Consider the following 14,699-nt stretch of genomic DNA (forward strand, 5'->3'; position numbering starts at 1 on the left):
AATAAAATTCATTTCGATAGTTTAAAGGGTCGAACAATAAATACCTCAGGAAAAATTCAATCAGCACAAGAAGCAGTATTTAGAAAAGAGCCCGGGAGAAGAAGCCAGGAGCAGGCTGTTCATATTTCATGTTGCGACCAGTGCAGCCACATCGCGCATGTATAGTACGGTTTCGTTATTTTTTTGCATACTTTTAGCCCTCTGCATATTTGTATCGCTTTTCGATACAGCAAATATATGCCTCATTTCTTGACATATCCAATTTTTGAGGCAAAAATTTTACTTTATGTCGACTTTTTTTGCAAACAATCTTTCCTTCTTGAGAAAGAAAAAAGGGCTGACTCAGGCAGAAGTGGCTACAGCATTGGGTTTGAAACGTAATACCTTTTCTAATTACGAGACAACTCATTCAGAGCCAGATTTGGGCACATTAGAAAAAATTGCCTCATTTTTCGACATTTCGATCGATGAGCTGGTTAGCGTTGACCTGTCAAAAGGCGGTTTGGTGGAATTAAAGGAAGAAGATGAGAATAAAGAAAGTCACAAACTCACGGAAACCGAGCCGGAGTATGTAAGCAATGATGAGCTTCCGGTTTCTGTAGTTGGCAGCACACTTTTTCCTTATCGCCGCTTCCAGGCGCCCAAGATCATCACCATGGACAGCCAGGGTGAAGAGAACATTATTTATGTACCGGTAAAGGCCAGGGCAGGGTATATGCTGGGTTATGGCGATCCGCAATTCATTCAGTCATTATCAGCATACCGGTTACCCGGTTATACCAACGGTACTTATCGCATATTTGAAGTGGAAGGACATTCCATGTTTCCTACCCTGCAGGATGCCGACCGGGTAATTTCCCGCTGGGCCGATATTTCTGATGTTCGCGACGACCGGGTGTATGTACTGGTTACCCGCAGCCAGGGAATTCTGATCAAGCGGTTGATAAACCGGTATCATGAAGGAAAGATCATTGTTAAAAGCGATAACAATCATGCGGGTGAATTTCCCACCATTGTATTGGATGTAGATGAAATTGCGGAGATCTGGTATGTAGTAGAACGCTGGACAAGGCAATTGCCCGGACCTGGCGAAATTTACAAACGCCTGGTGAATATTGAAGCCGAACTGGCTATGCTGAAACAGCGGATGGGTCAGCAATAAGTTTAAAAGCCAAAAGGATAAGTATCGGGCATTTGATGACCTTCCGGCAAATGCAGGGCATGCAAAGCCTGCGTTGTATCGATATATACAAAGGCATCGTACCGCTGGTTCATAATAGTTGGCACATAATTGCCAAACCTTTCTCTTGCGGGATCATAAACAACGCCAATAGCCCGATGGCCTATTTGCATATCATATAACCGATCGGTCTCTTCATGAAACAACATATATCGATCGCTGTTACCACGCAGGTGCAGCGCCTCTTCCACACTGCCTTTTCTTGCCGGCGGCACCTCCATTTCTTCCATGGGAGCGCCCCATGCTTCGCCGGCCAGCACAGTGCCTTCATAAGAACCGAACCCTACGAGGAGCACATTATCATCACCATACCTTTTCCTGCCTAATTCGCCAATATTCACCATGCCTTCCTGTTTCATGTCGGTAGCTCTTGCATCGCCAATATGAGTGTTATGCTCCCATACAATCCCCTTCGCGCCCGGGCCATGAAATGTCATCAGCCGTTCCAGTGTTTCCATCATGTGGGTATCGCGTATATTCCAGCTGTCATTATCAAAACCTATTAGGCTGCTATAATATTTTTCTGCGTTCACCGCGATCAATGCATTTTGCTCGGCGTTGAAACCGGCTTCGCGCTCACCATCGAGGAATTGGGCTTTCATACGTATTTCTTTCAGCAGGGCCAGCACTGTATCGCGACAGTTATGTTCCTTCAACGAATAAGCATAGGCCTGCTCGCGTTCGCGAAACGGTTCAAAACATCGTATGGCGGCCTTAACCGACGTAGCCGCCTCCCGGTCTTCTTTATCAAGGTATTTAACCATGGCCTCCATGGAATCCCACAGACTGTAAACATCCAGTCCATAGAAACCTACTTTCTTTTCCAGGCCCAGGTGCTGGTTATGTTCACGCAGCCATTCGGCCAGGGCAGCTATTTCCCAGTTTGCCCACATCCAGGTAGGCCATCTGTCAAATACGCGCAGCACATCATGAATATCATTACCGGCATCTTTATAGCCTTTTATGTACCGGTTTATCTTATAGCAATCAGGCCAATCGCCTTCCACTGCAATAAAATTAAATCCGTGCTCCCGGATAAGTCTTTTTGAAATGGCGGTGCGCCAGGTGTAGTATTCGTGTGTACCATGGGATGCTTCGCCAAGCATTACCACTTTTTTGTCGCCTGCAGCTTTGATCAACGCGTCGAGATCGCCGGCACTGGATAATTTATGCATTTGACTCTTTCAATCAATGCAGCAATTTTTAAGCCATGGCCATTACAGAAACAGGTTAGAAGAAGTCGTATTACTCGCTGCGCAAAGCGTTTACCGGATTGGCAACTGCTGTTTTTAAAGCCAGGAAACTTATAGTAAAAACAGCAATCAGAATGGCTATTGATCCCGATAAAGGCAGGATCCACCAGCTTGCCCGGGTTCTGTAACTAAACTGTTCTAAAAAAAAATTCATAAACAGCCAGGCCAGCGGTGATGCAATCACTACGCTATTAACACCAGTTTTATAAAATCTTTTGTCAATAAAGTTGTGACCCGCGTTACACTTGCGCCAAGCACTTTCCTGATACCGATCTCCTGCTTTCTTAATTCAGCCATATAAGCGCTAAGCCCGGGAAAACCCATACAGGCAATAAAAATGGCTATCACTGTAAAGCTGCTGATAAGTGAAGACGCATGTCTGCGCGGTAATGGCTTCTGTATCCGGTTTTTAGATGTAAGCATTCTTACTCCCTAAAAAGTGCCAGCTTCCTTATGTTCTTTTACCAGTAACTTATATTTTTAAACCGTCTTTCAAGTGTGCGATTATGTTACAACAGGTGTTCATTTTCAATTGTGCTTTTAACTTTTAGCCTTCCACTCAGTACTGAACCTGTAAGTTCCGGAACCTGCTTTCACAACAAAATAATCTTTCTCCTTGCCAACCACCTGGATGTCTTTGCTCAATGGGCCATTGTTCTCCAACACCTCATCCGATCCTTTTACCGGAATATAAATGGTAGCGGTTGTATTGGCAGGAATCGTTACATCGAACAACAACTTCTCATTCTCTATTTTCCAGGCAGAAGCGAGTTTCCCATAGCGGGTGTTATAACTGGCTGCTGCGTACGTAAAGCCGCCGCCAATGTGAGGTTTCACCCGGATCTTTTTATAGCCAACGGCTTCTTCATCTGTGTCCAGTCCGACCATTACGCGGTACATCCAGTCGCCAATGGCGCCGTATGCATAGTGATTGAAGGAGTTCATGGTCGCGGTTTGAAAAGTACTATCCGGCCTGATGCCATCCCAACGTTCCCAAATGGTAGTAGCCCCCATTTTCACGGGATATAACCACGACGGATAAGTTTCCTGCAGTAAAAGGGTATATGCTACATCTGTATAACCAAAGCGGCTAAGCACATGGCAGAGGTAAGGTGTGCCTAAAAATCCGGTGCTGAGATGATCTTTATACTGTTTGATATTTTTCACGAGCCGGTCTGCTGCCTGTTGGCGCATCGACTCCGGCAGCATATCAAATTGCAGGGCCAGTACATAGGAGGTTTGTGTATTGCTGGTGGTTGCACCGTTCAGCGTGGTGTACTCTTTCAAAAAAGCATCTTTTATTCTGTTTAACAGTGCCGTGTATTTAGTGGCCTCATCTGTTTTACCAAGTATGTTGGCCGCGTTTATAAGCAACTGCGTTGAATGTGCGTAGAAACATTGCGCGATGAAGTATTTGTCAGTTATGGCGGATCTTCCGTCACGGTCATTGTTGACGCTGTAGAACAGCCAGTCGCCATAGTGGTTTCCTTTATTCCAAAGATCATTGGTGCTTTGGCTCGACATGTAATCAACCCATGCTTTCATGCTGTTGAATTGTTCTTCCAGCACTCTTTTGTCGCCATACGTTATGTACATGCCCCAGGGAATGATTGTAGCCACATCGCCCCAGCCGGCGCTGCCGCCGCCATTGCCCATAACATTGGGTATTACATGCGGTACGCTGCCGCTTTCAAACTGATCGGCCGACAGGTCTTTCAACCATTTGCTGAAGAAGTTATTTACATCCTGTAAAAAGGTGGCGGTACGAAAGAATACCTGCGCATCGCCTGTCCAGCCCAGGCGCTCATCGCGCTGAGGGCAATCTGTTGGCACATCGAGAAAATTGCCTTTCAAGCCCCATTCAATATTCTTTTGCAGCTGGTTTATCAAACTGTTGGAAGATGTAAAACTGCCGGCTGGTTTCATGTCGGAATACAGGGCTACAGCGGTGAAGTTTTCCGGTGCGAGTTCACCGGGATAACCTTCCAATTTTATATAGCGGAAGCCATGCCAGGTAAAAGACGGTTCAAAGGTTTCTTCTGCATTGCCGGCTAAAATATATACATCCTGCGCTTTTGCTACGCGGAGGTTTTCGGTGTAAAAATTCCCTGCTTTATCCAATACTTCTGCATGCGAAACCGTGATCTTATCGCCTGCTTTACCGCTTACTTTCAGCTTCACCCAGCCAACGAGGTTCTGTCCAAAATCGATCACCTGCTCGCCGGCAGGTGTTTTGAAAATTCTTACCGGCTTAAAGGTTTCATGTTTTTTAACCGGTTCATTATAGGTGGCCAGTAGAACATCTTTTGAAAAATCGGCGCGCTTTACAGGGCTCCAGCCGGCATCATTATAACCGGCAGCAGTCCAGCCCTTTTTCTCCTGCCGGGCGTCTATGGTTTCGCCATGATACACTTCCGAATACCGGATAACACCGGTTGAAGACTTCCAGCTTTCATCTGAAACAATGCTTTGCGTAGTTCCGTCGGTGTAGGTTATATCCAATTGAAAGAGGAGGGCGATCTCCTTTCCATACCTGTTCCTTTTTTCTTTTCCCCAGGCAAGCTCACTGCGGAACCAGCCGTTGCCCACCGTTATGCCAATGGCATTGTCGCCAGCTTTCAACTGATCGGTTACATCATACGCCTGGTATTGCAAGCGTTTATTGTAACTCGTCCAACCGGGGGTAAGGTATGCATCGCCGACCCTTTTTCCGTTGATCTGTGCTTCATATAACCCATGAGCGGTGACATACGCTGTTGCTGCACTTACCTTTTTATTATTGCTGAATTCTTTCCTGAATAACGGCGCAGGCCGCAGACTGTCTTCTTCAAAACCGGGTATGATCCAGCTGGCTTTCCAATCTGCCGCTTTCAATAAACCCATTTGCCAGAAGGCGGGCGCGCTCCAGGCGGAAGGCCTGCCTGCATTATCCCATACCCGTACCTGCCAATAGTATCTTTTACCTGATATTAACGCTGCTCCTTTATAAGGCACCAGCACCGACTGGTCTGACATAACCTTTCCGGAATTCCAGACGTTGCCTTTGGAAATGGCCTTTATATCACTCGCCACTCTTATTTCATAGGCTGTCTGCAGCACATTCCGTTTCGGCGAACTGAGCTGCCAGCTAAAACGCGGATTGGTTACATCTAACCCTATCGGGTTGCTAAGGTTCTCGATAACCAGGTTTTGCACCTGAACCTGTGCCAGGGCTGCAGCAATGCCTGTTGAGAATACAGCAAACAACAAAAAGACGTTTTTCATATATGTGCTAACGTTAAGTGATCAAAACTTTCAGGGACTGAACGAATTATTATTCTTTTAAACGGGATCAAACCTAAGGACCACTATTCCTTATGAAGGTATTATGAATTTCTTTTGCCTGGTGGGCCAGGTAAATGGGAATAAGTTGTGGAAGAGTCATTTTCACAGCAATAAATCGTTGAGACCGAATATACAAAGCTTCTACCGATCACTATCCTGCCGCGTCCTGAGAACGGCCATACATGAAAATACCTGCAACGGCGGGCGAAATTATTTTTCTTTTTTTTAGCCGATAGCAGCGATGCTGTATCAACATGTCAAAATCGGTGGATTTTTTTGCCGGGGTGCAACTAACTAATAAGTGTGTGCTTTTTCCCAATAACCGCGCAGTTTTTGACTATAAGTGTGTACGTTATATTCGTTAAATATGCAATATGCCCAATATATATACACCGGAGCCCATGGGGCAATCTTTGCAATGCCGGCGAGCAGTGAAACCGAAAGCAATAAATTAGCATCCACCCCCGTTTCTTATGGCCAAAACTTTTATCACCTTAAAACAAAGTATGAAAAACAGAAACCGTAAGTTACTGGTATTATCAACCGCTTTTGCCCTTGCTTTATCTATTGGCGTAACCAGCTGTAAAAAAGACAAAGATGATAACGGCGCAGCCAGTCAGCTTTCTGCCACTGTTGGCGGAACAGCCTTTCAGCCAAAATTTGTAGCTGCCATTGGATATTCCGATGAGATCATCATTTCAGGCTGGCAACTCGCTGCAAACGATACTACCTACCTGGATTTAGCTATCCCTGATACCGTAACTGTAAATTCTGTACTTGATTTTGACGATGCGGATGTGGATTATTATGCAGCCAAAGGTTCTATGAATTACACAAGCTGGGCTTCAAAATCTCACGGAACCGTTTCAATTACATCGTTTGACAAAACAAGTAAAAAGATCTCCGGGAAATTCAGCGGTGTATTATATCAGTGGGGTTCTACTACTGACAGTGTAGTGGTTAAAGATGGTCAGTTCAATACTAGTTACCAAACCTTTTAATTTGATCGGCTAACTTATACATCGAAATGAAAGCGGCCACCTTACTCAGGCGGCCGCTTTTCTTTATATAACCTCAACGATAGAGCAGCTATTCAAGCACCAGTGTAGCAATGGAATGTGGTAAACTGGTGATCTCTGCTGCATTTCCCTGCAGCCAGATCCTGTACGCCAATTGGTCGTTCGACATATTTAAAACCACTACGACCAATTTACCATCAGGATTTATAAATGCCGTTGTTGCCAGTTTATCGCGGCTGCTGGCAGTGCCTACCCGCCGTGCGCCTGCTTTTACAAATTTTGAGAAATGCCCCAGATAATAATAGGCATTTGTATAGATCAATTTGCCCGTCCTGGTGTCAGCATGCACTGGTGCAAAACAAAAGTTACCAACGTGGTTCGGTCCACCATTTTCATCTAAGAGTATATTCCAGTCCGTCCAGGCTACGGTTCCGCTATTAAAATCATTTACCATAGAGAAACCATAGCGCTCACCAATGCCCCAGTCGTGGATCCGGTTCATATCAAATTTTTCTACACAACCTTCGGTAAAGATCAGGTTCCTGTCTGGAAAAGTTTCATGCACCCTTTTCAGGTTCTCGAACTGCATGGCGCTGCCGGTCCAGGTTTCGTACCAATGATAGCCGATGCCCCATACGTATTTAGCCGCTTCACGATCGTTTAATATTGTTGTCGCGCGCTGATACAACAAGTCGCGGTTATGGTCCCACGCGATGAGGTTTTTATTGCCCAGGCCCTGCTTCCGGAGGGTAGGACCTAAATATTTCTTGATAAAATCCCTTTCTTCTTCTGCGGTGTAAATGCACGACTCCCAGCGTTGTTTTGCCATGGGCTCGTTCTGCACGGTAAGTCCCCACACGGGAATGCCTTTGCTCTCGTAAGTCTTTATATACTTCACAAAATAATCGGCCCAGGACTGTTTATATTCTTCTTTCAATTTTCCACCCTGCAACATGTTGTTGTTGTCTTTCATCCAGGCCGGCGGGCTCCAGGGACTGATATACAAAGGCAGTTTACCGGCCTTAGCCATAGCCCGTTTAATCATCGGCAGGCGGTATTTTTCATCATGCGCTATGTTGAATGTTTTAAGGTCTGCATCTTTTTCATCTACATAGGTATAGCTGTCGCTTGAAAAATCACAGCTGTTCATATTGGTGCGCAGCAGCGAATATCCAATGCCTTTCTCCGGGTCATAATAAGCATTCATCAATTCCTCCTGAGCGGCAGCAGGTAATCTGGCAAAGGTTTCAGCGCTGGCGTCGGTAATAGCGCCGCCTATACCGGTTATGGTTTGAAACGTTTTGGTGACATCAATAAACACACAGGGTTGTGTTTCCAGGGGCTGGCCAAACGGTGAAAGGTTCAGGGATTGTGTTTTAGACAGCCGGTAATCAGTCTTTTCCGCCGTGTTATATACGGTAATTGTTTTGTAGGCAGGCTTCGGCTGTACAGGCATGGCTTTTTTCACGTCCTGTGCCTGCACAAGCTGGGTAAGGATAATTAAAAACGGGACAGGAAATTTCTTCATGATATCTTTTTTACTAATTCCATACGTATGTGCCAACGGCTCCGCCATTCAGGCTGGTGCTTACCATTTTGCCGTTGAACTTAATATTGAAAGGTGTTGTGGCGGTTCCTTTGTTCAATGCGATCAACACTTTTTTACCCTCGGGATTTTTAAATGCCACTGTAACTATATCACCTGCATGGTTAGATGCAATACGTACTGAGCCGGGACGAACAAATTTGGAAGCATGGGCAATAATGTAATACGATACATTCCTGGTTACCGTGGAACCGATGGTGAGGGCGCCGAGGCAGCTGGTACAACCACCTGGCGTATGCGGCTTGTAATCGGGGTCGGCAGCGAGGTTCCATTCCAGTACATTGCGGCTCCAGTTGCGTGTAGCGCCTATGATCAGGTTTTCCACATGCCATTGCAGGTCTGCAGGAAAGTTGCCGGGTCCACCAACCCATTGTTCGGTGAAGTAAACATGTTTGTCGGGATGCGCATTATGTACTTCAGTAAGCGCAGTAATATTTCCACCATACAGGTGAAAGGCCGACCCGTCAACGAAAGGTTTCGCCTGGGCATCATTTAGAATGGCCAGCGGATAATCGGGCCGGTCGGCATTATGATCGTATGCGATGATCTTGGTAGTGATACCGGCTTTGGCAAAGGCCGGTCCCAAATGATCTTTTATGAACGTAGCCTGCTCAGCAGCCTGCATTACCATACTCGGATTATTACCGCCATGCAGTGGTTCGTTCTGCGGGGTGATGGCATCTATGGTAATACCTTCTGCTTTCATTGCCTGAATGTATTTTACAAAATAGTTGGCATAGGCGCTGTAAAATTCAGGTTTCAGGCTGCCGCCTTTAAAGCTGCCGTTGGTCTTCATCCATACGGGCGCCGACCACGGCGAGCCAAGTATTTTTATGGCAGGATTTAAGGCAACAATTTTTTTCAGAATTGGTAACAGATCCTGCTTTTCTTTTTCTATGCTGAAATGGGTTAGCGCAGGATCGGTTTCACCGGCCGGCATATCGTCGTAGGTGAAGGTGGTGGCGCTCAGGTCAGAGGCGCCGATGCTGATACGTAAATAACTTACGCCAATGTGGGTACTGTCCCACAAAAAAAGCTCCTTCAATAAAGGATCGAGGGTAGCAGCCGGGAGTGCATTCAGCAATGAAGCGCTACCTCCGGTCAACGTATAGCCGAAACCATCAATTGTTTGAAACCTTTGGGTAGTATCTACTTCAATCGTTGTGCCTGCATTTCCGCTACCGGAAAATAACAGGCTTACATTTTGTTTATTGAACAGCACATTTTTATCGCCCTGGGTTAAATAAAAAAGTACATCGGTAAAAGCGGGCGGTGGAGGAGGTGGCGGCGGGTTTTCTGTAACCTCATTTCTTTTACAGCTGCTGTTCAGCATCATCCAGATCAGCAATAAACCAACAGGGTTGAACATAACGTGTGTGTAATTCTTTATTAATGATATCATGGATAAGTTTTAAGCAAGAGGCAGGAATGAGAATTTCTGATTCCTGATTTTGAGATTTTGAGATTTGCCCAGATTTGAACTGTCTGATCTCAAAATCCCAAAATCTCGAAATCTCTTTTTATTCAGCTATATGCCATCGAACAGCGTGCATTAATTATAATTTGGATTTTGTTTGATGTTCGTACCCTGTGTTTCCCGGAACGGAATGGGAAATATTTCATGCGTACCTGCCTTAAAACCTCTGCCGCCCAATACAGCAGGTGCATCGCCCCATCTTACGAGGTCGAACCAGCGATGGCCTTCACCAGCCAGTTCAGCACGACGCTCTTTTTTGATGGCATCCAATGACACAGGCACGGATGTTAATCCTACACGGGCTCTTACTGCATCCAGCAGTGCCTGCGCCCTGGCGCCGGTACCACCCAACGCTTCGGCTTCCATTAAATAGGTATCAGCCAGTCGAATGAGGTACGTATTCTGGCGATAGTTCAGATCAGCAGCACCAGTTCCTTTTGAAACATCCACTTTACGGGGCAGGAATTTATTCAGGAAATAGCCAGTGTTCAGGTGGCCGGCAATGTATTTTACCTTGCCGGCAGCCTGCAATACATTCAGATCTAATAAAGTGGCATCCTTGCGGGGATCATCTTTTATGAAGTCGAAGAAACTCTGTGTGAACACCATAAAGCTCCAGCCCGAGGGAAGGTCGGGCGCTGAGGCATCTATTCTTTCATAACTTCTGGGACCAACCATTACATTCACGGTGTTACCTTCATCCCGGCCGCTGCCCCAAAAACTCCAGTCGGAGTTACCGCCGGCGCTATGCGTTTCTTCGAGGATCGACTCACTATTGAATTTATTGGATGGAGCCCACAGATCACTGAATTTATCCAGGAGCTTATAACCAAGCGGACTGGCAGCACCGGGCGTAGGCCCATTCACTTCGGCCAGTTGCTGGGCAGCCAGCTGGTTCTTTTTTTCATACAGGTATACTTTTCCCAACAATGCTTTGGCAGCGCCTTTGGTGAAACGGCCCGCTTCAGTAGCCGCTGCAATTGTTACCGGCAGCACGGCAATGGCTTCGTTAAGGTCTTTTTCGATCTGCGCATATACGTCCTCGGGTTTCGCCTGCTCTACATCATAAATGTTGCTGGTTTTTATTGGTTCCAAAATCAGCGGCACATTCTTAAACATCCGCACCAGGTTGAAATAATAAAATGCGCGCAGTGCTTTTGCTTCCGCCGCATATCTTTCTTTTAAATGGTCTTCCATATTTACATTGGGCATTTTTTGCAACAGCATATTAGCCCTTGCAATACCCAGGTAAGGGTCGTTCCAGTAACTGGCAGCCATAATATTGGCCGTCATGGTATAGTTTGAGAAAGCCTGGATCTGGGTGCCATCGGTGGCGCCACCGCCACCGGCAACATGATCATCGGATCCTGAATTCATCAGGGCAAGCATATTCTCAAATCCACCTGAATTTTTGCGCAGCGGATCATATACACCAACCAGTGCCGAATAAGCCTGTTCCTGATTCGTATAATAATATTCAGTTAGAAATTGCCCACGGGGTTCTATGTTAACAAAGCTTTTTTTGCAGGAGGCCAGGGCGATAATAATAACTGCTATAAGTAAGTAGTTTGTTTTTATGGTTCGCATAACCGGTAATTAGTTGGGTGAATAATTAGAATGTCAGCTGCACACCGCCAATGAATGAGCGGGCCTGAGGATAAACACCTCTGTCGATCCCAAATACGGCGCCGCCAATTTCAGGGTCATAACCCGTATATCCTGTAATGGTGAACAAATTTTCTGCGGTAAGGTATACACGCAATCTGTTGATCTTAGCCTTGCCCGTCAGGCTTTCTGGCAGGGTATAACCCAATTGCACCAGTTTAAATCTGGCATAATCGCCTTTTTCAAGATAGAAGTCTGACATTCTTGTAAAGTTCAAGTTGGCATCAGTAGTTGACAGGCGGGGATAGTCGTTCGAAGTGCCTTCGCCTGTCCAACGGCCCAATACTTTCGTTTGGTAATTGGCAGTGCCAATATCCAGCCGGCGTAAACCCTGGAAGATCCTGTTGCCACCAGCGCCCTGGATAAATACCATCAGGTCGAAATCTTTGTAGCTGGCATTAACCGTAAAACCATAAGTGAATTTTGGTAAGGGACTACCCAGGTAGGTTTTGTCGAGATTATCATTCGTGATCATGCCATCACCATTAATATCTACCCATTTAAAATCACCAGGTTTTGCATTCGGTTGTATAAGATCGCCATTCTTGTTTTTATAGGCATTGATCTCGGCCTGGTTCTGGAAAATACCATCGGTTTGAAAACCAAAAAAGACGTTGTATGGCTGGCCTTTCTGAATACGGGTTATAGGACCCATCGTCTGGAAGCTGGCATCACCGGTAATGAAATCGGCATCCCGGGATACATAGGTCACTTTATTTTTCAGGTAAGAGAAATTAGCGTTTACACCCAGGTTAAAATCGCCAAAACTCTTGTTGTAGCCCAATTCAACTTCAATCCCCCTGTTCTCCATATCCGCAATATTGTCTACCGGAGCTACTGGTACACCTACATAACCAGGGATGGTGACCGGACGCAAAATTCCTGAGGTCTTTTTTATGAAGTAGTCAACAGTAAGGGACACCGATTTGATCAATTGTGCTTCCAAACCGATATTGGTTTGGGATGTTTCTTCCCAATGCAGGCGCTGATTATCGAGCGATGTGGGTGAATAACCAGTGACTATGCCGTCTGATGTACCGAGGGTATAATTGTATCCGCCGCTTACTGTAGACAAATATCCAAAATCCCTGATGGCATCGTTACCTACCACGCCGTAACCACCTCTGATCTTTAACCGGTCAACAACAGTATTCGTCAACCAGAACGCTTCGTTCGAAACATTCCATCCCACAGAGAAAGAAGGGAAGTAACCGTATTTATTATCCATCCCGAACTTTGTTGAACCATCCCTTCTAACGATACCGGTGAACAGGTATCGTTCGTCATAGTTATAATTCAAGCGGCCGAAGAGGGAAGATAATTTATGGATATTTTGATTTGACACCAGGTCGGATGCGGTAGAAATTCTGTTCGCCGGCGGCAGATCGAACGTGAAAGAAGCGTCTTTATAACTGGTGATGGGCAAATTGGTCAACGTAACACTCGAACTGCCGCCTATATTTTCTACATATGCTCCCTGTCCTAATAATACGGTGAAATTATGCTTATCAATATTATCGGCATAGGTGATTGTGTTCTCAATGTTCCAGTTGAAGCTGTTATTATTGGATTTGGTTAAACTGTTCTGCGAGGTCTTTACCGTTGCACTCAGGTAATAGAAAGGCGTGAATCCACGATTACCCCAATACGCTAATTTACCGCCCAGTGATGTTCTTACTTTAATACGATTTGTGATTGCTGCTTCCAGATAGGCGTTGCCCACAAAATCGTCGGACCAGTCATACTGCCCCAACCGGGTTTGAATATACGCAGCAGGGTTACTCATTTCCTGGCCTACCGTTTGGGAAATGCCATAGGGATTACCGTTCGCATCTCTTATTACCGGGTTATTTCTGTATGGAATGTCGTTAGCAATGGCCGGATCGGTAACTACCAATGGAGTGATAGGGTCCAGATTGATAGCGGAAGCCAAAGGACCACCAAACTCGCTGTTGGTATTTCCTAGGCCAACCGATTTTTGACGCGAATAACCTAAATTTTGTCCGAAAGTGAAGATCTTACTGATCTTATGTGTTGAGTTGATCCGGAGGTTCTTCCGGGTGTAGTTCGAGATAGGTCCGGCAACTATACCTTCCTGGTCCTGGTAACCGAACGATAAATAAAAAGTTGATCTTTCGCTGCCTCCGCTCATACTCACTTCATGTGAAAAGCGGGCTGCGTTATCATTGAAGATGGCATCCTGCCAGTCGGTTCCGGCTCCGTATGATTCGGGATCAGCATATATAACGGCGCCGCCGCCATTCACCGATCTTTCATTCATTATGGTGGCATACTGCGTGGCGTTCAACAGGTCCAATTTTTTGTTTGTCCTTGAAAGACCATAAAAGCCATTGTAGTTCACCGTGAGCTTACCGCTTTTACCTTTTTTAGTAGTAACCAGGATTACACCCGTAGCGGCCCTGGTTCCATAAATAGCGGCAGAAGCGGCATCTTTCAAAACGTCAATTGATTCAATATCGCTTTGGTTCAGGTAACCAATACCGCCCTGGTCTACTACCACACCGTCAACAACCCACAGCGGATTGTTTCCACCTTCGCCAAATGTGGTAAAGCCCCGCACTCTTATAGTGGAAGCAGAACCGGGTTGACCATTGTTTTGAGCAATGGTAACCCCTGATACCCTTCCCTGCAGGGCCTGCTCAATTCTGTTACTGGGCACATTTTCCAGGTCTTTTGCTTTTACGGTGGAAATAGCCCCTGTAACCACTTTCTTTTTCTGGGTTCCATACCCTACTACCACCACCTCATCGAGGCCTAATGTGGCAACGTCCTGTAGTTGTATGAGTAAGTTGCCACTTTCGGGAATGGATAGTTCCTGGTTGTTCATACCAACATAGGAAACTACCAATCGAACTTTACGGTTAGGCACATTAATGGAAAATTTGCCATCGGCATCAGTTGTAGTAGCAACGCTGGTGCCTTTTATTGCTACCGTTGCCCCCGACAGGGGCTCACCGGATTTGGCGTTTACCTTACCGGTTACTACAATATCCTGTGCCAGTACAGGTAGGAAGAGGGCCTGAAGCACCAGCACCACGAGGACAATTCGCAGAATTTTCATACGCAAGTCAGTTGTTAGTTAATAATGAAACAA

The 14,699-nt window shown here is 45.8% G+C and carries 9 protein-coding genes; 2 read left to right on the forward strand and 7 right to left on the reverse strand.

Going from position 1 to position 14,699, the window contains the following annotated elements; all coding sequences use genetic code 11:
* Positions 1–286: 286 nt before the first annotated feature.
* Positions 287–1,162 (forward strand): XRE family transcriptional regulator, encoded by an 876-nt coding sequence (locus JUB15_RS04320; RefSeq protein ID WP_207511106.1) that lies wholly within the window; start codon positions 287–289, stop codon positions 1,160–1,162.
* A 2-nt stretch (positions 1,163–1,164) separates the two neighbouring features.
* Here the strand turns inward: JUB15_RS04320 and JUB15_RS04325 are convergent, their stop codons facing one another.
* The 3 genes from JUB15_RS04325 to JUB15_RS04335 all read right to left on the reverse strand — a co-directional run bounded on the left by JUB15_RS04325 (position 1,165) and on the right by JUB15_RS04335 (position 5,757).
* A complete protein-coding gene (locus JUB15_RS04325; RefSeq protein WP_207511107.1) occupies positions 1,165–2,415 on the reverse strand; it encodes an erythromycin esterase family protein in 1,251 nt (416 codons plus the stop codon).
* A gap of 261 nt (positions 2,416–2,676) precedes the next feature.
* Positions 2,677–2,916, reverse strand: coding sequence for an ABC transporter permease (locus JUB15_RS04330; RefSeq protein WP_207511108.1), 240 nt, complete (start codon positions 2,914–2,916; stop codon positions 2,677–2,679).
* 117 nt (positions 2,917–3,033) lie between these two features.
* Positions 3,034–5,757: an alpha-L-rhamnosidase gene (locus tag JUB15_RS04335; RefSeq protein ID WP_207511109.1), complete on the reverse strand. Its 2,724-nt coding sequence runs from the start codon at positions 5,755–5,757 to the stop codon at positions 3,034–3,036.
* 566 nt (positions 5,758–6,323) lie between these two features.
* Here JUB15_RS04335 and JUB15_RS04340 point away from each other — a divergent pair.
* On the forward strand, positions 6,324–6,818 hold the full coding sequence (locus JUB15_RS04340) for a DUF5025 domain-containing protein (protein WP_207511110.1): 495 nt from the start codon (positions 6,324–6,326) through the stop codon (positions 6,816–6,818).
* A gap of 88 nt (positions 6,819–6,906) precedes the next feature.
* Here JUB15_RS04340 and JUB15_RS04345 read toward each other — a convergent pair whose 3' ends face one another.
* The 4 genes from JUB15_RS04345 to JUB15_RS04360 form a co-directional block, all read right to left on the reverse strand.
* Complete coding sequence (locus JUB15_RS04345) at positions 6,907–8,364, reverse strand: glycoside hydrolase family 30 protein (RefSeq protein WP_242696201.1); 1,458 nt, start codon at positions 8,362–8,364, stop codon at positions 6,907–6,909.
* A gap of 13 nt (positions 8,365–8,377) precedes the next feature.
* Positions 8,378–9,844, reverse strand: a complete 1,467-nt coding sequence (locus tag JUB15_RS04350) for a glycoside hydrolase family 30 protein (protein WP_207511111.1) — start codon at positions 9,842–9,844, stop codon at positions 8,378–8,380.
* A 150-nt stretch (positions 9,845–9,994) separates the two neighbouring features.
* A complete protein-coding gene (locus tag JUB15_RS04355) occupies positions 9,995–11,506 on the reverse strand; it encodes a RagB/SusD family nutrient uptake outer membrane protein (protein WP_207511112.1) in 1,512 nt (503 codons plus the stop codon).
* Between the two features lie 25 nt (positions 11,507–11,531).
* Complete coding sequence (locus JUB15_RS04360) at positions 11,532–14,666, reverse strand: SusC/RagA family TonB-linked outer membrane protein (protein WP_207511113.1); 3,135 nt, start codon at positions 14,664–14,666, stop codon at positions 11,532–11,534.
* Between the last annotated feature and the right edge of the window lie 33 nt (positions 14,667–14,699).

Origin of the sequence: Longitalea luteola (genome assembly GCF_017356035.1) — a bacterium.
GTDB classification, from domain to species: Bacteria; Bacteroidota; Bacteroidia; order Chitinophagales; family Chitinophagaceae; genus Niastella; species Niastella luteola.